The sequence below is a fragment of the Vibrio sp. HA2012 genome, assembly GCF_002812955.1.
Lineage (GTDB): Bacteria > Pseudomonadota > Gammaproteobacteria > Enterobacterales > Vibrionaceae > Vibrio.
In genome coordinates this window covers 482,038-499,719 of the sequence record NZ_PFXK01000003.1, presented here as the reverse complement: position 1 = coordinate 499,719, position 17,682 = coordinate 482,038, and the positions used below count along the sequence as shown (strand labels likewise).

Annotated in this window: 14 protein-coding genes; 6 read left to right on the top strand and 8 right to left on the bottom strand. The window is 45.1% G+C overall.

Translation table 11 applies throughout. The features are described 5' to 3' along the window. Nucleotides 1-54: 54 nt before the first annotated feature. Together CSW98_RS08360 and CSW98_RS08355 are read right to left on the bottom strand one after the other, a co-directional pair. Nucleotides 55-900, bottom strand: coding sequence for a helix-turn-helix transcriptional regulator (locus CSW98_RS08360; RefSeq protein ID WP_100800000.1), 846 nt, complete (start codon nucleotides 898-900; stop codon nucleotides 55-57). Further along, nucleotides 897-1,112 (bottom strand): hypothetical protein, encoded by a 216-nt coding sequence (locus CSW98_RS08355; protein ID WP_100799999.1) that lies wholly within the window; start codon nucleotides 1,110-1,112, stop codon nucleotides 897-899. Before CSW98_RS08355 ends, CSW98_RS08360 begins: the two co-directional genes overlap by 4 nt. 186 nt (nucleotides 1,113-1,298) lie before the next feature. Between CSW98_RS08355 and CSW98_RS08350 the strand changes: the two genes are divergently transcribed. After that, nucleotides 1,299-3,191, top strand: coding sequence for a PTS fructose transporter subunit IIABC (locus CSW98_RS08350; protein WP_100799998.1), 1,893 nt, complete (start codon nucleotides 1,299-1,301; stop codon nucleotides 3,189-3,191). 219 nt (nucleotides 3,192-3,410) lie between these two features. Then, nucleotides 3,411-4,610: a mannose-6-phosphate isomerase, class I gene (gene manA, locus CSW98_RS08345; protein ID WP_232733494.1), complete on the top strand. Its 1,200-nt coding sequence runs from the start codon at nucleotides 3,411-3,413 to the stop codon at nucleotides 4,608-4,610. 71 nt (nucleotides 4,611-4,681) lie between these two features. Here manA and CSW98_RS08340 read toward each other — a convergent pair whose 3' ends face one another. Further along, nucleotides 4,682-5,533, bottom strand: a complete 852-nt coding sequence (locus tag CSW98_RS08340; protein WP_100799997.1) for an SIS domain-containing protein — start codon at nucleotides 5,531-5,533, stop codon at nucleotides 4,682-4,684. Between the two features lie 241 nt (nucleotides 5,534-5,774). Between CSW98_RS08340 and CSW98_RS08335 the strand changes: the two genes are divergently transcribed. Continuing rightward, nucleotides 5,775-7,205, top strand: a complete 1,431-nt coding sequence (locus CSW98_RS08335; protein ID WP_100799996.1) for a diguanylate cyclase domain-containing protein — start codon at nucleotides 5,775-5,777, stop codon at nucleotides 7,203-7,205. Nucleotides 7,206-7,208: 3 nt separating this feature from the next. On the opposite strand, the gene CSW98_RS08330 is transcribed toward CSW98_RS08335, so the two are convergent. Together CSW98_RS08330 and sbcD are read right to left on the bottom strand one after the other, a co-directional pair. After that, nucleotides 7,209-10,913: an AAA family ATPase gene (locus CSW98_RS08330; RefSeq protein WP_100799995.1), complete on the bottom strand. Its 3,705-nt coding sequence runs from the start codon at nucleotides 10,911-10,913 to the stop codon at nucleotides 7,209-7,211. After that, a complete protein-coding gene (gene sbcD, locus CSW98_RS08325; protein ID WP_100799994.1) occupies nucleotides 10,910-12,148 on the bottom strand; it encodes an exonuclease subunit SbcD in 1,239 nt (412 codons plus the stop codon). Before sbcD ends, CSW98_RS08330 begins: the two co-directional genes overlap by 4 nt. A gap of 144 nt (nucleotides 12,149-12,292) precedes the next feature. On the opposite strand from sbcD, the gene CSW98_RS17625 reads away from it, so the two are divergent. Then, complete coding sequence (locus CSW98_RS17625; RefSeq protein WP_198517318.1) at nucleotides 12,293-12,532, top strand: hypothetical protein; 240 nt, start codon at nucleotides 12,293-12,295, stop codon at nucleotides 12,530-12,532. A 79-nt stretch (nucleotides 12,533-12,611) separates the two neighbouring features. Here the strand turns inward: CSW98_RS17625 and malG are convergent, their stop codons facing one another. The 3 genes from malG to CSW98_RS17565 all read right to left on the bottom strand — a co-directional run bounded on the left by malG (nucleotide 12,612) and on the right by CSW98_RS17565 (nucleotide 15,638). Continuing rightward, nucleotides 12,612-13,502, bottom strand: a complete 891-nt coding sequence (malG, locus tag CSW98_RS08315; RefSeq protein WP_100799993.1) for a maltose ABC transporter permease MalG — start codon at nucleotides 13,500-13,502, stop codon at nucleotides 12,612-12,614. A 12-nt stretch (nucleotides 13,503-13,514) separates the two neighbouring features. Beyond that, a complete protein-coding gene (gene malF / locus CSW98_RS08310) occupies nucleotides 13,515-15,083 on the bottom strand; it encodes a maltose ABC transporter permease MalF (RefSeq protein WP_100799992.1) in 1,569 nt (522 codons plus the stop codon). 324 nt (nucleotides 15,084-15,407) lie between these two features. Beyond that, nucleotides 15,408-15,638, bottom strand: a complete 231-nt coding sequence (locus CSW98_RS17565; protein ID WP_157810367.1) for a hypothetical protein — start codon at nucleotides 15,636-15,638, stop codon at nucleotides 15,408-15,410. A 197-nt stretch (nucleotides 15,639-15,835) separates the two neighbouring features. Here CSW98_RS17565 and malK point away from each other — a divergent pair, with 197 nt between their 5' ends. Both malK and CSW98_RS08300 read left to right on the top strand, forming a co-directional pair. Continuing rightward, the gene (malK, locus tag CSW98_RS08305; protein ID WP_100799991.1) at nucleotides 15,836-16,948 is read left to right on the top strand and encodes a maltose/maltodextrin ABC transporter ATP-binding protein MalK; all 1,113 of its coding nucleotides are present in this window, start codon (nucleotides 15,836-15,838) and stop codon (nucleotides 16,946-16,948) included. Nucleotides 16,949-17,087: 139 nt separating this feature from the next. Beyond that, on the top strand, nucleotides 17,088-17,615 hold the full coding sequence (locus CSW98_RS08300; RefSeq protein ID WP_100799990.1) for a helix-turn-helix domain-containing protein: 528 nt from the start codon (nucleotides 17,088-17,090) through the stop codon (nucleotides 17,613-17,615). Nucleotides 17,616-17,682: the final 67 nt, after the last annotated feature.

The window sequence follows — 17,682 nt, the reverse complement described above, 5'->3', positions numbered from 1 at the left end:
ATCAGATAATCAGGCTGCGCTTATTTTTCCCCTTTAAGCGTGGCCTTTTTTTGCTTACTCCATACCCCGGTACTCTGTCGGAGTTCGTCCGGTTTTATTTCTGAACACCCGAAAAAAATAGTTCACATCCTGAAACCCGCAACGGGTAGCGACTTCATTCAGACGAAATGAATACTTACGCAGCATAAACTTTGCCCGGTCGATTCGTACCCAGGTAATATAATCGGCTAGGGTCATATGGCCCTGTTGACGAAACAGACGTGAAAGATGATTAGGTGACACACTGAACCTTTCTGCGATACTGGAACGGGTAATAGATCGATGAAAGTTTTCCTGGATATAGATACAAATCCCCTGATAAAGATCTTCACTGCGTTTCTTTGCTGAATGTGCAGGATCTGCAATCATGATCTGGGCATAACTCATCAGAGCCAATAGCAAATGTTCATCCACAGGAGTTCTCCTTGGTTCCCGAGCTAATGCGTTCAGCGCCTCAAGAATATGGTCTATTGCATGCCCGGTTCGGGTCTGAATACTGTGTTTGCGAACATCAAAAAATCCACTTTCATCTTTCTTTTTTCCAACCAGACTGAATCCCAACTGACGGCGTCCGAACAAGAGACTGAGTACAGAACAATCCGTATCCCAGTCCGGCCGGTTCCAGCAATTTGGCGGAATAAACAAAGCATCACCGGAAAGAATACTAACATCGGTGATTCCATATTCCGGATCCTCAATCTGATTACGGTACTCACCACTGATCACCAATTCCAGACGTGGAAAATTAACCTGATAGCTAAACGGAGGAGGAGTCAGTTGATCATTGGCAAACCAGATCCGGTTAAAATTTTCTCGTTCCGACAATAGAGTTTCCAGCAGATCATGAAACACCATGCTCATAATATTATTCTTACCTTATCCCCTTCTCCGCTTTCTTCAGCAAAGGCAGGCGAATTATCTGTCCTATCGTGATGTGTAGCACACTTTTTACGGTTATATAATGGCAACTTTAATCCAGAAAGTGAAATGGATAAATCATAAGGGAAAAATAAAAAATATATTAACACAAGAAAATTGACACATATCATCATGAAAAATAATTGAATTTTCATTTTTTATCTATCTTCCTTCACCATTTAAAATACATGCGTCGGATCACACTTAAAACTTATGGTTACAATAATCCAGTAAATGTCTCTCCTATGCACTATCGGTTTATTCCCTGCCAGACGAAAATATCTCTGACACAGCGAAGGCCTTCGTACCAATAAATCCAATACACAATAGGGTGAAACACTATGATCACTGATCTCATCAATGAAAATTTGATATGCCTTGATCTCAATGCAACAACCAAAAATGAAGCATTTATTGAGTTAATCGATTTGCTTCATACACAAGGCAGAATCAATGACAAAAATCAGTTTCTGACAGATATTCAGGCACGCGAAGAATTGGGTAATACCGGCTTTGAAGCAGGTGTCGCGCTTCCGCATGCCAAAAGTTCTGCCGTTACCGAACCGGCCGTTGCCATAGGTATCAGTCGAAACGGTATTGACTACGGTGCCGAAGACGGTCAGCCATCGAAACTTTTCTTTATGATCGCCTCTCCGGACGGTGGATCAAACCACCATATTGAAGTGCTGGCAGAACTGTCCTCAAAGCTGATTGAAGATGGTTTTATTGAAAGTTTCATGCAGGTTAAAAGTGCAGAAGATGCCCTTGAGCTATTGCTGCAAAAGGTTGAACCATCCCAGATGAATCCTGTCGCCGATAAAGGATTCCTTATCGGGGTAACCGGCTGTCCGGCAGGCGTCGCGCATACCTATCTGGCAGCTGAAGCTCTGGAAAAGGGTGCTGCCGAACTGGGCTATCAGATCAAGGTTGAAACCAACGGTTCTATCGGTGTAAAAAATGAACCGACAGCCGAAGAAATAGATCGTGCGGATGCTATTATCGTCGCTTGTGACAAACAAGTAGATATGGGACGTTTTGCCGGAAAACGAGTCATAGAAACCGGTGTAAAAGCACCGATTAAAGATGCCATCGGCCTGATTCAACAGTCACTCAGACAGCCACTCTATCAGGCGGATAATGTTAAAAACGAAAAGAACAAAGCTTCTCAGGGACGCTCTGATCTGTATCGATTCCTGATGAACGGTGTATCACATATGATCCCGTTTGTGGTTACCGGTGGTCTGCTGATCGCTTTGTCACTAGCTATTGGCGGTGAACCAACCGAAGCAGGTATGGCAATTCCTCCGGGTAGCCTGTGGAATAAAGTCTTAGATGTAGGTGTTGTTTCCTTTACTCTGATGATCCCTATTCTGGCAGGATACATCGCCTATGCCATTGCAGATCGTCCAGCACTGGCTCCCGGTCTGATTGGCGGCTGGATTGCTAATAACGGTTCCTTTTACGGAGCAGAAGCAGGTACTGGATTCATCGGAGCTATCCTTGCCGGTCTTTTGGTCGGTTACTTTATCCGCTGGCTAACAAGCATTAATTATCACAAATTTATTCAGCCGCTTGTGCCGATTATGATTGCACCAATTGCCGGTTCGCTTTTCATCTCCAGCCTGTTTATCTTTGTCATCGGTGCACCAATTGCCGGTTTGATGGACAGCCTAAATATCCTGCTGACCACAATGAGTACCGGAAACGTTGTCCTTTTGGGAATCGTTCTGGGTGGCATGGCCGGGTTTGATATGGGTGGCCCGTGTAACAAAGTCGCCTTCCTATTCTCTGTTGGCATGATTGCCAGTGGACAAACCCAGTTTATGGGTGCGATGGCCTGTGCCATTCCGGTTGCACCACTGGGTATGGGTCTGGCTACAGTTCTGGGACATAAACTGAACTTGTTTGAAGCATCAGAGTTTGAAGCAGGCAAAGCTGCCGGAGCCATGGGACTGGTCGGCATCTCTGAGGGAGCTATCCCGTTTGCGGCTCAGGATCCGTTGTCTGTCATTCCGGCGAACGTGATAGGCTCAATGGTTGCGGCAGTCATGGCATTCTCATTCGGGATCACAAACAGCGTCGCACATGGTGGCCCGGTGGTTGCTCTGCTTGGTGCAATGAATAAACCACTGCTGGCACTTATCTGCATGGCTGCGGGTTCAGTCGTAACAGCTCTGGTTTGTGTCACACTGAAGAAAATGCGTCAGAAAAAGGCAGAAGCCGCATTTGCCTGATCATAGTACAACAAGCATCACTGTTTTCTGCATGCTCCTGACAGACCGTCAACTGTGATGCTTTTTGTCCCTTCATATGAAGGGACATTTTTATTTATATCTGTGTCAGTCTCATTTTCAGGACAAAAATGTGCAGTACCCACCATCTCAAAAGTGCACTTTGTATACTGGATCACGTAAACTACGGCACAATAAACCGAATTATATCAGAGGATAACCATGACTCAGGCATCAACTCAGTATTTCTTCCCAATGGAAAATGTCATTCAGAACTATGCGTGGGGAAGCACAACTTCTATCCATGAACTCTTTGATATCGCCAATCCGGAACAAAAACCGCAGGCTGAAATATGGATGGGAGCCCACCCGAACGGCTGTTCAAAAATCGTTGAAGATGGGGAAACACAATGGCTGTCTGATTTTATCAGTCTGGATAAATCAGGGATCCTACATGAAGGAACTGATATTCAGTTTGGTGAACTGCCTTACCTGTTTAAAGTTTTGGCTGCAGCCAATGCCCTTTCCGTTCAGGTGCACCCGAGTAAAGAGCAAGCAGAAATCGGTTATGAAAAAGAGGAACTGGCAGGTATAGCCCGTACCGCAGCAAACCGAAATTATAAAGATCCGAACCATAAACCGGAATTAGTATATGCTCTGACTCCTTATCAGGCCATGAACGGATTCCGGGAATTCCCGGAAATTATCGCCCTGTTCAGACAAATCAGCCTGCCTTCAATCAAAGAACTGGTGAATGCATTTTCAGCATCCCCTGATGCTGAAGGGCTAAAAACATTTTTCCGCGCAATGCTTTCTCTCGAAGGAAATCAGAAAGAAACCGCGGTACAGGAACTGCTGACCTACGCTGAAGCAAACAAACACCATGAACTGTTCGCCCTGATCCAGGAGCTTGCACAACAATATCCCGGCGATATCGGCTTATTTTGTCCACTCATGTTGAATGTATTAACACTGCAGCCCGGCGAAGCGATGTTCCTGCATGCCTGTACACCACATGCCTACCTGAAAGGGACCGGTCTGGAAATTATGGCAAGTTCAGATAATGTATTGCGTTCAGGGCTGACACCTAAATATATTGATGTGGAAGAACTGGTAGCCTGTACACGTTTTGAAGGTAAGCCACTAAAAACGCTGCTGACTCAGCCAGAAAAGCAGGATGGCATACTTTACTTTCCGGTTCCGGTGGATGATTTTAAATTTGCAGTTATTGAATCAGTACAGGCTCTGACTCTGTGTCCGGAAAGTGCTGAAATTCTGTTTGCTGTCGATGCGAACATGACACTGAATCATAAAAGTGGTGAAACAGTCACCGTCAAAAAAGGAGAGTCGGTATTTGTACCGGCTTATACCGGTAAATATCAGCTGTCAACGACCGGGAAAGTTGCACGCGCTTATAATTGATCACACACTAAAAATCATCGCACAATGAAAACTGCCGGATTTACCGGCAGTTTTCATTTCCAGTCCATAAGCTATTCTCTCAACCCCAATGCTTTATGGGTAGTATTCAGGTTCTTCTCTGCCAGTTCCGGCATTTTATTTACGATCGTAGCATACAGGCAGTCAATCATCGCCAGTTTGACCAGTCTTGCTGTCCCGTTTTTTCCCATCACAGGTTCCGGAGAAGAAGGCGCATAAAGAGGAATATCGGATAACAGGGAAAGCTCTGCGTTGTAGTTATTGGTAATAGAAATAATTTTGGCTCCAGACTGCTTTGCCAGCCGTACAGAGTCCATCAAATCGGCAGTCTGGCCAGAGTGGGAAACCACCAGAACAACATCATGCTCTGACAGAAGGCTTGCCGACATCAGCATCAGGTGCCTTTCCATAGGTACCGATGCCTTAATACCGATACGCAATAGTTTCTGCTGAAAATCTTCACAAACAATACTGGATGCCCCGGCAGCATAAAATTCTATACACTTCGCATTCAAAATCGCATCCGCTGCAGCACTTAATGCCTGAGCATCAATAAAATCCAGAATTTCAGTCAGTGCATTAATAGAATTGTGCAGCACCTTGCTGATAATTTCTTCACAACTATCATCAGGAAGCAGTTGTTCACTAGGTATAAAATCTGCAGATTCAAGCTGTGCTGTCAGTGCATCTTTCAGTTGCTTAAATCCACTATACCCTAGTTTTTTCGATACTTTTACCAACAGGGCAGGTGAGACTCTCAACCGTTCAGCCACCTCTTTTATCGAGGTATTCTTATGCAGAAAATGAGGCTGCAGGAAGCTCTCAACGATTGACTGTTCCGTCTTGGTTAAAGACGGCATCCGCATCCGGATATTCGGTAAAGGCTGGTCGATATTTACTGACATACAAACATTCCGTTGAAAAACAGCACCCATTATATACCCGATAAAAACCAAAAAGAGTGTTTTAATTTACACTCTGCATAATCCTTATATAAATTACTGCCAACAGCATAACAAATTTGTGGACTATAATTTGTAGGCTATAATTTTTGGTGAACTATCTGATTTATAGCAGAATCACATAACTAAAACCGATAATAACTTGCTGCATGATTGCGGTTACACGTCAGACGGAGTGTTTGTCATGTTTCATAAGAAACTCACCACTGTTCCTCTCATTATTCTGGTGTCGACATTCATCTTTCTGGACTTCACTCTGCTGTTTCTCAATATCAACCTGACTCAAAAACTGGAAAATGATGCACTGATTATTAATGTAACTGGCCGGCAACGCATGCTGTCGCAAAATATCGCTAAAAATCTGTTACTGCTCAGTAGCCCTTCTACCTCTTTAAGCGAAGCCGCGGAAGATAAAAAAACTGTCATTGAATCAGCGAGAACACTGAACCAGACTCTGAGAACATTAAAAAACGGTGGAACTCTGCACACTCCGGATGAAAAAAACGTAACACTAAAAGCGATCCATGATCTGAAAAGTCAGCAACTACTGACCAAAGCTCTGGAATTATGGACACCAGTATATAAAATGCTGGAAAGTGATCAGCCTTACCGAAACAATAACGTACTGCAGAACTATGCCCTGCAAACGAATAAATCCATGCTGTTTCTGATGAATGAACTAACCATACGCTCAGAACAACTGTCCATTCAGAAATCACAAACCCTGCGTATTGCACAAATTATTATTTTCATTCTGGTACTGATTAATTTTCTTCTGATGATATACCGACTGCATCTGGCAAATAGAAACAGTAATGCATTTCAGAGGAATCTGGAAAACCTTCTGATGAATCTGCCGCAAGCGGCTTTACTGATTAATGATAATAATCAAATCACCTACGCCAATGCTGCTGCTGAACAGATCTTTCACCGCACCTCAGGAAGGCTAAAAGGAGAACCCATTACCCGATTTATCCCGTTACCACTGGAAAATTGTCAGATACAGATCCACGATCAGCATTTTGAACTGACACAATCGCTTGCCGTCACCATTCCCCATGAACTGAAACTTATCAGCCTGCTCAACATTACAGAATCTGTCGAACTGAAACAAAAATCCAACTATGACGTGCTGACACCACTGCTGAACCGCAGCGGCCTGATAGAAGAGTACATGCTATTAGCCAAAAAGGCAGAGCAAATCTGCTGTCTGTTTCTCGATTTAGACAAGTTTAAATCCATCAATGATACCTATGGGCATCCCATCGGCGACAAGGTCTTGGCCATCGTAGCACAACGGTTAAAATCCAGCATAAAGACCGGAGATATTATCGCCCGCTTTGGTGGTGATGAATTTGTAGTCATGCTGGAAAGGCCTGCCAACATAAAAGATATCGATATACTCTGCAACCGTCTGGAATCAGTGACCAATGAAGAAATCAGAATTGGTCACCATTCATTTCATTTGGGTGTCAGTATTGGTGTTCATGTCGGAGATCCACAAACCGAATCTTTTGATATGATCATCAATGAAGCGGATCAGGCCATGTATGAAAATAAACACTCCAATAAGCTGGTCGAGCAACTGATTCAGGGAAAAGCCCTACATACCTGATGGTCAATCCCGAAGTATACCCTGCCCCCGAAACCGGCTCTCTAGCTCACTGACACCCAGTCCACTTTGTTTGCGGACTTTAATCTGTACAGGAATACGCTCTTTCATCGCTTCCACATGGCTGATCACACCGATCATTTTTCCGGATGCATTCAGACTGTCCAGAGCGTCCAGCGCCATATCCAGCGTCTCAGCATCCAGTGTACCGAAGCCTTCATCCAGAAACAGAGAATCAATACTGGTTTTATGACTAACCAGATCCGACAACCCCAACGCAAGGGCAAGACTAACCAGAAAACTTTCTCCGCCGGAGAGAGTCTTTGTATCCCGCACTACATCTCCCTGCCAGGTATCGACTACTGACAATTCCAGCCCCTGATTTTCTTTTCTCTGTAGTTCATAGCGACCATGCAGACGCTGCAATTGCTTATTGGCCAGATAGACAAGATTATCCAGAGTCAGCCCCTGTGCAAACTTACGAAATTTGTCCCCGCTCTGTGAACCAATCAGTGCATGCAGATACTGAATGTCATCATAGACGCCACGGTACTCACTAATTTCTTGAAACAACGCCTGCTGATCCTGTCTGCGTTTTACATCAGACCGTAGCTCGTTAGTCACTTCTCCCTGTTGTTTACTCCGGATTTCTATACTCTCTCTCAACGCTATAGTCTGCTGCACAAACTCTGCTTTCGGCATAGGCAGATACTCCTGCGCCATATCATCATTCAGTAGCTGTTGCTCCGTTTTTCCTGCAACGCTGACCAGCGTCTGCGCTTTATCCCGTTCACTGAACAGCTTCTCTTTTAATGCCATCAGCCGGTGTCGTTCTTCTTTCTCCAGCAAGGCAGCCTCAAACGCCTGGGTCGATTCAAACAGGCTCTCCTGTAATAAAGTTTCCCACTCCTGAATTCGAGCTTTCTGGCTGTTTTGTGCCTGCGCATAAGACGACTGCAGATTTACAATTTCCCCTTTCAGAGACTGAAGGACTCTCTGCTGCGCCATGACCTTCTCTTGCTGATGCTGGTATGCCTTTTCTGCTATATTACAAAGCGCCTGACCAGCCAGCCTTTCATCATCCACCTGCTTGTTCCCAAACAGGATATGCCTTTCCTGCTCAAGCTGTTGTACACGTTTAGCCTGTTGTGTCAGCTCCTGTACCATCACAGCCAGTTTCTGCTCTGTTTCAGATATCTGTCTACGGCCGGTGTCTACATTTGCATGATGCACAGCCAACTCGCGCTGATACCGTTCCTGTTTGTTAACCGTTTCTTTCCAGACGCTTGCATCATTTTGTTTACTGTCCAGCCAAACAGACAGCGCAGATTTTTCCAAAGATACAAACCCCTTTCCGTGGATCTGAGCAATCAGTCCGGAAAACAAGCCATCAATCTCACTCAGTAACTTCCCTTGCTGTTCCTGCTTCTTCTCCAGATCACTGCGAATGTATCCCAATTGCTGACCAAACAATTTCAGCTGAGATTCCGCCTGTTGATAATGTACTAATGCCGTATCCTGAGCGTCTTTGGCGGCTGTTAAACGCTGATTCAGATCGCGATACTCATGAATAGTCTTATACAAAACAGAACTCTGTTGCTCAGTTTCAATCATCCGCTGTTTCAGACTGTCGGCGTCTTCAATTGGAAGCGTGTATACTGCCTGAACAGCCAATTGCTGCCAGCGTCCATCCAGTTGGTTCTGTTCCTGAATGATATGCTGCTGTCGCTTCTGTTCATCCTCAATCCGGCGCTCCAGAGAACTGATATCCAGATTAAGTTTGTCTCCTTGCTCTTTAATACTTTCCCGTTCTTTATCCGCTGCCAGCATACTCTGCCGAGTCTCAGAGAGGCTGATCACAGCATGTTGACTGGCATATGGATGCTCAGTCGAACCACAAAGCGGGCATGCCTCTCCAGCAATAAGCTGAGTACGGTACTCCGCCAGACGTTCCTCCTGACTGACCAGTCTATCCAACGCTTTTACCAGCTCATTCTGTGTCGTATAACGCTGTCGCAGTTGCTGCCGCTCCAGTTCCAGCTTCTGTTTATCCAGCAACAGAGCCGGGATCTCCTGTTCTTTCTTCTGTTTCTCACGCTGAAAATTCAGCCACTGACTCTGTACCATTTGCAGAGAAGACAAGGTCGCCATCACCTGATTCTGGTGCTGCAACTGATTTTCAAGCTGATGGATATCTGTCTCAATCGCCCGTTCTTTCAGAAACTGCTTTTTCTTATTTTCTGTTTCGCTATAGCTCTGCTGTAATCGGGTAACCTGATCCGATTCCAGCTTAAGCTGCTGCTGATCAGCAGTATATTTAAGCTCTTCCTGCTTTAACTTTGCAGTATCGGCAGTTACCTGATCAGCCAATTGCTGAGCCTCTTTCTGCTGCGTTTCTATTCGACCATATTGAGCCACCCAGAGCCCTAAAGACTGTTCCAGACAGATATCCGCCTGGTGTTCCTTCATATACTGACCAATCTGCTGCAGAGAAAGCTCCACCTGTACAAGGCACTGTTGCTGCTCAGACAAAGCCTGTTGCTGTCTGTCCCATTCGGAATTAAGGTGTTGCTGACGTTGTTCCAGATCCACCTTTTTATCATGTTCAGTACGGAGATTCTGATCCAGAGGGATCACCTTCTCATTCAGAAGCGTTTCCAGTGCCCGGCTGGCTTGTCTGGCCTGCTCAAGATCCGATTGTTTTGCTTCAAAGAGGATTTCTGCCTGCTTGTAACCCTGCTCAGTTTCTTCACTAGCCTCAGATTTTTGCTTGAGATTTTCTTCAATTTGATGACAGTGATTACTTGCTTCATTCATCAACAGGTACGGTGCCCGTAATGCTTCGGCAGGTTCACTACGAGCCAGTTTATCCAGCTCTAGGGCAGAGGTCGCTATCACCTCTTGAGCCAGCATTAGTGCCTGCTCTGCTTCCTGTTTATGAATGCGGCTTTTCTCCAGTTCATTCCACCAGTGCAACCCGGCATCCAGCTTGTTCAACAAACTTTTTTGCTGGTTCTGCTCCTGTTCAAGCCTTTTCTGTTCCTGTTCCAGTGCCTGAGCCTCTTCCTCGGTCAGCAACTGCACCCCTTGCGCTCTAGCTTCCAGCTCAGCCATGGTCTGTCTGGTCTGAGTATAATGCTCATGCACCTTTGCTGAAATCTTCCCGTAGATTTCCGTTCCCGTAAGCTCTTCCAGCAACTCCGCCCGCTCTGCCTCTCTGGCATTGAGGAATGCAGCAAACTGCCCCTGAGAGAGCAACATGGACTTGGTAAAACGACCAAAATCCAGCCCGGTTACGGATTCTACCAGTTCAGATTTCTTCTTAATCTGATTTGCCAGTACTTGACCGGAAACCACCTCTGCCAGCTCTACCTGTGCCGGCTGCAGATTACCATCGGCTTTGTCACGGGAACGGCGCATGCTCCAGAATGCCCGATAAGCCTTACCTTTTACCTCAAACTCAACTTCCGCCAGACACTCTGCTGTACCGCGAGTCATCAGCTCATTACCGGAAACGGAGATATTATCCAACCGCGGAGTTTTGTGGTATAACGCCACACAAATAGCATCCAATATGGTGGTCTTACCTGCACCGGTTGGGCCAGTAATAGCAAACAGACCGGTCTCAGAAAACGGTGAACGGGTGAAGTCGATATACCACTCTCCTTTCAAAGAATTAAGATTTTTAAAGCGTAACGTTAAGATCTTCATTCACCGCCTTCCTTATGTCCGACTTCCAGTACAATCTGACTAAATTTCTGCTTCAGACGGGTTAATCGCTTCTGTTCATCCTCTCCGTCAAACCGTTCCTTTTCCAGTCGCTTATCAAAAACGTCATAGGGAGTCAGCTCTGATAACGTTTCTGTTGCCTCACGCATCAGAGTATCGCGCCGATCACTTTTACTGCGTTTTAAACGAATGACTTCCACATTTAGCCCTGCTGTCATTTCCTGAATACGCAACTGAAGATCTGAAAGATAATCCTGAACTTCAACTTCAATAAACAGCCAGACAGGCTCTTCTTCTTCCGATGCAGGGGGATATTGATTCAACATAACCTGAATCTCAGCCAAATCGCCTTTCAGTATTTCCATCCGGCGAAACATAGGAACGTCAACCGGTATGATCTGCCTGTGTTTATCAGCAAAGAATTCAACGATAATCACCTGTTTCCGCCATTTCAACTCATCAAAACTGAGCGGAATCGGCGAACCGCAATAACGAATATGGTCAGATTTTGCAACGATCTGCGGACGGTGAATATGCCCCAGAGCGATGTAATCGGCGGGAGGAAAGCCATCGGCAGAAAAGGCATCCAAAGAGCCGATATAGATATCCCGTTCAGACTCTGTTTTTGTCACACCAAGAGCCGTCAGATGCCCGGTTGCGATAATAGGTACCTGACAATTCTGATTTTCTCTGTATGCTAATGCTTTCTGATACAGCATCCGGTAATGATCCTTGATCTGCTCACCTAACTGCTTTTGTTTGTCCTTTCCTGACCCCCCGGCAACACTTTGCATCACATCCCGGGCTCGGATAAACGGAACAGCGCACAATAAGGCTCCGACAGTACCTTCTCGATTTTTCAGTTCAATAAGCTGTTCTTCCGGCTCCCCCTCAGTACTGGCAATCACCCGGGTATTCAGGCAGGAAAGCAACTGGCGGGATTCATTCAGAGTCGAAACTGAATCATGATTTCCCCCAAGGATCACTAACTGACAACCTGTACGGCTTATATCCACCACAAACTGGTTATACATCTCCCTTGCATAGCTAGGAGGCGTTCCTGTATCAAACACATCTCCAGCAATAATTACAGCATCAATATTTTCAGTTTTAACCAGCGTCAACAACCAGCGGATAAAGGCCTGATGTTCATTTTTACGGCTTTTAGTAAAAAAATTCTGGCCCAGATGCCAGTCGGAGGTATGGAGAATTCGCATGCTCTGTCTTACGCAGAAAAAGATAAGCTATTGTGCCAAGAATAGACAGGGGACTCAAATAGCCAATATAGGCTGTCATATTTCTATCACAATAATCTGTTGTAATTCGCTGACTTATATACATTGATTATCCTGAATTTGAATATTGCTATCACCTTAGACGAAGCGACCATCTGTAACCCGAGTGCTCTTGAGTACCACTGGGTGAGGACGTTATATGCAGAAGGGTATGATGACAAATCCATTAATCACTATATTCATGCCTGTTTTGGCGGGGATATGATTTTTGCGGATCTGTTTAGGAGAGTGGCAATGCATCAGGAGAGTATTTACATTCTAATGCAATACGTCGGCTGTGCTCCATCCAGCAGAGAACTCATTTAGTCTCTATTGGATATTGAAAAATAAAGAGCCCGGAGAACAACTCCAGGCTCAGATAACAATATAATGCTAAAAACGATTATTACCCTTTCACACCACCGGCTGTCAGGCCACCAACCAGCCAGCGCTGTGCCAACAGGAACACAATGGTAATCGGCACGGCCGACAAGACGGCAGCTGCCGCAAAATCGCCCCACAAATAGTTCTGCGGATAAAGATACTGCTGCATACCCACCGCCAGCGTATATTTATCAATATCCGAGAGCAAAAGTGTTGCAACCGGTACTTCCCCTACCACCATAATGAAGGACAGAATAAAGACTACAGCCAGGATCGGTACAGAAAGAGGCAATAGAACCAGACGGAATGCCTGCCATGGTGTGGCTCCGTCCAATGCAGCCGCTTCTTCCAGCGAACCATCAATAGACTCAAAATAGCCTTTAATGGTCCACACATGCAGTGCAATTCCCCCCAGATAAGCAAAGATAAGCCCGCCATGCGTATTCAGCCCCAAAAACGGAATATATTGTCCCAGCTTGTCAAACAACGCATAAAGAGCAACCAGTGCCAGTACTGCCGGGAACATCTGAAAAATCATCATTGCTTTCAGGATGGTACTTTTACCACCAAATTTCAGACGAGCAAATGCGTAAGCTGATGTTGTAGACAAAGTCACAATAAATAGCGAAGAAACTCCGGCAATTTTGATCGTATTCCACAGCCACAGCAGAACAGGAAACGGGGGTTTTGTTACCGTTCCGTCAGCATTTGTTACCGAAAAGCCCAATGCCAGTTTCCAGTGTTCCAGAGATGGGTTCTCCGGAATAAGGCTACCAGTTGCAAAGTTACCTTCACGAAAAGAGATAGCCACAATCATCAGCAGCGGAAAAATGATCAGTGACAGGAACATCCATAATCCGATATGGGTTGCCCATACACGATATTTCAGATTTTTACCTTGTACCATTGCCATGGTGATGACTCCTTAATCTTGTACCGGTTTGGTGAAGTGTAAATTGATGAGTGCCAGACCACCGACTAACAGGAAGATCAGTGTTGCTATCGCGCTTGCCAGGCCAAAATCCTGACCACCGCTGCCTTCAAATGCAATCCGGTAGGTATAGCTGACCAGCAAATCCGTATAGCCCGCAGGTTCTGTCGTACCAATCATATTCGGACCACCGGTCGTTAACAGGTAAATCATCACAAAGTTATTGAAGTTGAAAGCAAAGCTCGCAATCATCAATGGTGTCAGTGGCTTAACCATCATAGGAACGGTAATGCGGGTAAAGTTTTTCAGCGGACCTGCACCGTCTATCGCCGAAGCTTCATACAGATCATCCGGAATCGCTTTCATCAGACCCATACATAAAATCATCATATAAGGGAAACCAAGCCATGTGTTTACAATAATAACCATAGCCCGTGCCATTATCGGATCAGAAAACCAGTTGGGGCTAAGACCGAACAGAGCCTGCAAAACCATATTGATCTCACCAAAACTCTGATTAAATAAACCCTTAAAAATCAGAATCGAGATAAATGCAGGAACGGCATAAGGAAGAATAAGCAGTACCCGATACACAGAACGCCCCCGGAGCTCTTCCCACTGTACGATGCTGGCTAGCACCAGACCGATAAAAGCAGTAAAGATTACCGTCATAGCAGAAAATGCGATCGTCCAGATAAAGATGCTGATAAAAGGTTCTTTGATACCATCGTCTTTCCATACTCTTTCAAAGTTAGCGGTATCGACATTGACAATAAAGCCGGGAGAAATGCCATCGCCTACGAAATGATCATTTTTATCGACCACCTGATAATAGCCAATTTGCATATTTGGCTTCAGTGTTTCTCCGGTTTTATTATCAATAAGCGTCTGACCATCTTCCTGCCTCGTATACAGAGGAACCACTGACGCAAACTTACGCAAACCACTCATACGGATCACCGCTCCGTCAGGAGTATTCAGATCAATACCACTAAGTGTACTGCGGTGTTTAATGATACTTTTAATCTGTTCAGGAGTTCCCTGAACCGATGGCACAGGAGCTAGGTCTAAATAAGGTTCAGTAAAATCATCCAGTTTTATTTCCCGGGTTGCCAGCAGTTGCTCACCCTGAGTAATCACCAGACGATAACCATTTTCTGTCCGATACAGAGAAAAAGGATAGCTTTCGCCGCTCTGATAAGTTCTGTCCAACAAAACCTGCTGTGCTCTTTCCAAAGAGAGCTGGTTCTTGGCGCTGTAGTTGGTAAACGCCAGACCTACGGTATACATAAGAGGAAAAAGGATAAATAAAATCATACCCGCGATACCCGGATAGATATAGCGATGTGCGTATGTTTTTTTACTGCCAAAAATATAGATGGCTAATGCGGTAAGCACAACTGTCAGCATTGCAAATGCCAGCTCACCACGGGAATACATAAGAATCGATGCGTAACCATTAAGGATACCGACTGTCGCCAGCAGTGCCCATTTAATAAACACTTTCTGACCGAGTGGCACATCACCGGATGCAACCACACCTGAACCTTGAACTGACTGCATAAAATAAAACCTGCTAGCAATAAGGAAAAATTAAAAATCAGGGATAACTTACCATCCCTTCCTCTGTATCATCGGAAATAATAACGAATACATCATCATCCTGAACCCTACGCCCCCAACTGAACCCGTTAATTTCGTGATCTCCATCGTCAACAAGGAGCGATCCTTATCACAGAAAATATACATTTTGTGATAAAAAACACACTTAGTGTCCTATTTTATTTGAAGTAGATCTTACTTTGTATTTCCCCGAACATAGAGCCTCCTCCTTTTCTACTCCCCCTGAAATTAATTCCACCGGGAGGATGTCTGCCACGTCCTATTTTAAGAGACTACAGCAATCCAAGAGTGGATAGTAAGAGCCTTTGCCGGTAATTCTGTTACATTGCGGAAAGACATTTTGCTTACCGTCACCAGAATATACTTGCTGGCATTCATTGCCGGGAGAGTCAGTAAGCACGTTACATGTGTCACAGTTTGTTCTACGGGGGAGTATTCAGACTGTGGAGGGGAGAATACTGGCTTTCTTTTAGCAATAGCAGGTGATGTCTGCATAAACCGGAGACATCACCTTTTTTCTCACAGAGACAGGATGGCTTACCTTTCAAATTTATTTCGCTTAAAGATTGAAAGGTAAGCGACCCCTAAACGGTTTTCTATAATGACGGCTCGCCATACAATGGTGAGTCCGCATAACGAATCAAGTTTTATTGTGAGCAGTAACAGCATAAAAAATATCGAGGACAAGCTACATGGCAAGTGTTACGTTAAAAAACGTCTGTAAAGCATATGACGACGTATTGATTTCAAAAAACGTCAGCCTGGAAATCAAAGAAGGCGAATTTGTTGTGTTCGTTGGTCCGTCAGGCTGTGGTAAATCTACTCTGCTACGCTGTATCGCCGGGTTGGAGGACATTACTTCCGGAGATCTCTATATCGGACAGGACAGAATGAATGATGTGGAACCGGCCAAACGCGGCGTTGGCATGGTCTTCCAGTCTTATGCGCTTTACCCGCACCTGAACCTTTACGACAACATGTCTTTCGGTATGAAACTGGCGAAAGCAGATAAAAAAGAAATAGACCAGCGGGTAAATCATGCGGCTGATATCCTTCAACTGACTCATCTTCTGGATCGTCAGCCTAAGGCATTGTCAGGTGGACAACGCCAGCGGGTCGCTATCGGCCGGACTCTGGTTTCACAACCTAAGGTCTTCCTTCTGGACGAACCACTATCGAATCTGGATGCCGCATTGCGTGTCAATATGCGCAGTGAGATCACCAAACTGCAGCGTAAACTTGGTTGTACTATGATCTATGTAACCCATGATCAGGTTGAAGCAATGACCATGGCAGATAAAATTGTGGTCCTTGACGCAGGTCGTGTCGCACAAGTCGGACGTCCTCTGGAACTATATCACTATCCGCAGAATCGTTTCGTTGCCGGATTCATTGGCTCACCGAAAATGAATTTCATGAGTGTACAGATTGAAGCAGTAGAAGACGAACGAGTCATGGTTCAACTGTCTAACGGAGAAACATTCTGGGTCCCGGTATCAGGTGCAACCGTCAACAAAGGTGAACGTATGTCGCTGGGCATCCGCCCTGAACATCTGTTAAACGCAGATGTCGGTGATGCAGTGATTGCTGGTGACGTACAAATTGTAGAAAAACTGGGGCATGAAACTCAAGTGTATCTGCACCTTGACGGTGCCGATGCCGATGTTATCTACCGAGTGCCGGATACCCTTAATATCGAAGTTGGCGATAAGTATTCTATCGGTCTACCAGCACATCGTTGCCATCTGTTTCACAGTAACGGTGACGCATGTCGCAGACTGTATAAAGAACATGGCGTAGACTAATTATTAGCCAAGTTACTAAGGGGTTAACCCTTTACGACCAAAACCCTCAGCCTTTTGCCGAGGGTTTTTTCTTGTCCGTTGCCTATTTACACCAGATAATTCCTCCAGATAAACAGGTTTTAGCCAACAGTAAACAATCATGACAGAACAGCAGTTTAAACAAGGAATAGCCACCCACCTGAAAGCCATCAGGAAGCAAAGACAACTCAGTCTGGATGCCGTAGCAAAACTAACCGGTGTTTCTAAGGCCATGCTGGGACAAATTGAACGGGAAGAATCCAGCCCGACCATTGCCAAACTGTGGCAAATTGCATCCGGTCTGGAAACATCATTTTCAGCCTTTTTTACCCAAACACCCGAGCCGGATGAACATCAGTATTTTCCGGATCCAGATATGAAAGTGAAATCCATCTTTCCCTATAACCCTGCGGTCAATTATGAAATACATGAAATTACTCTGACTAACCATCATTGCCAAATGTCAGATGCCCATGCACCCGGAGTAATCGAAAGTATTATTGTTCTGCAGGGTGATATGGAAGTTTTGAATAATGGCCATTGGGAACCAGTTAAACAAGGCAAAAGCTTGCGTTTTTGTGCTGATCAACCACATGGCTACAAAGCGATAAGTAAAACCGCAGTCTTCCAGAATATCGTCAGTTATTAATGAGTAATATATCCAATCCACTCAAAATACAATGGCCCATTGGGTAAAAACAATGAGCCATTGATGT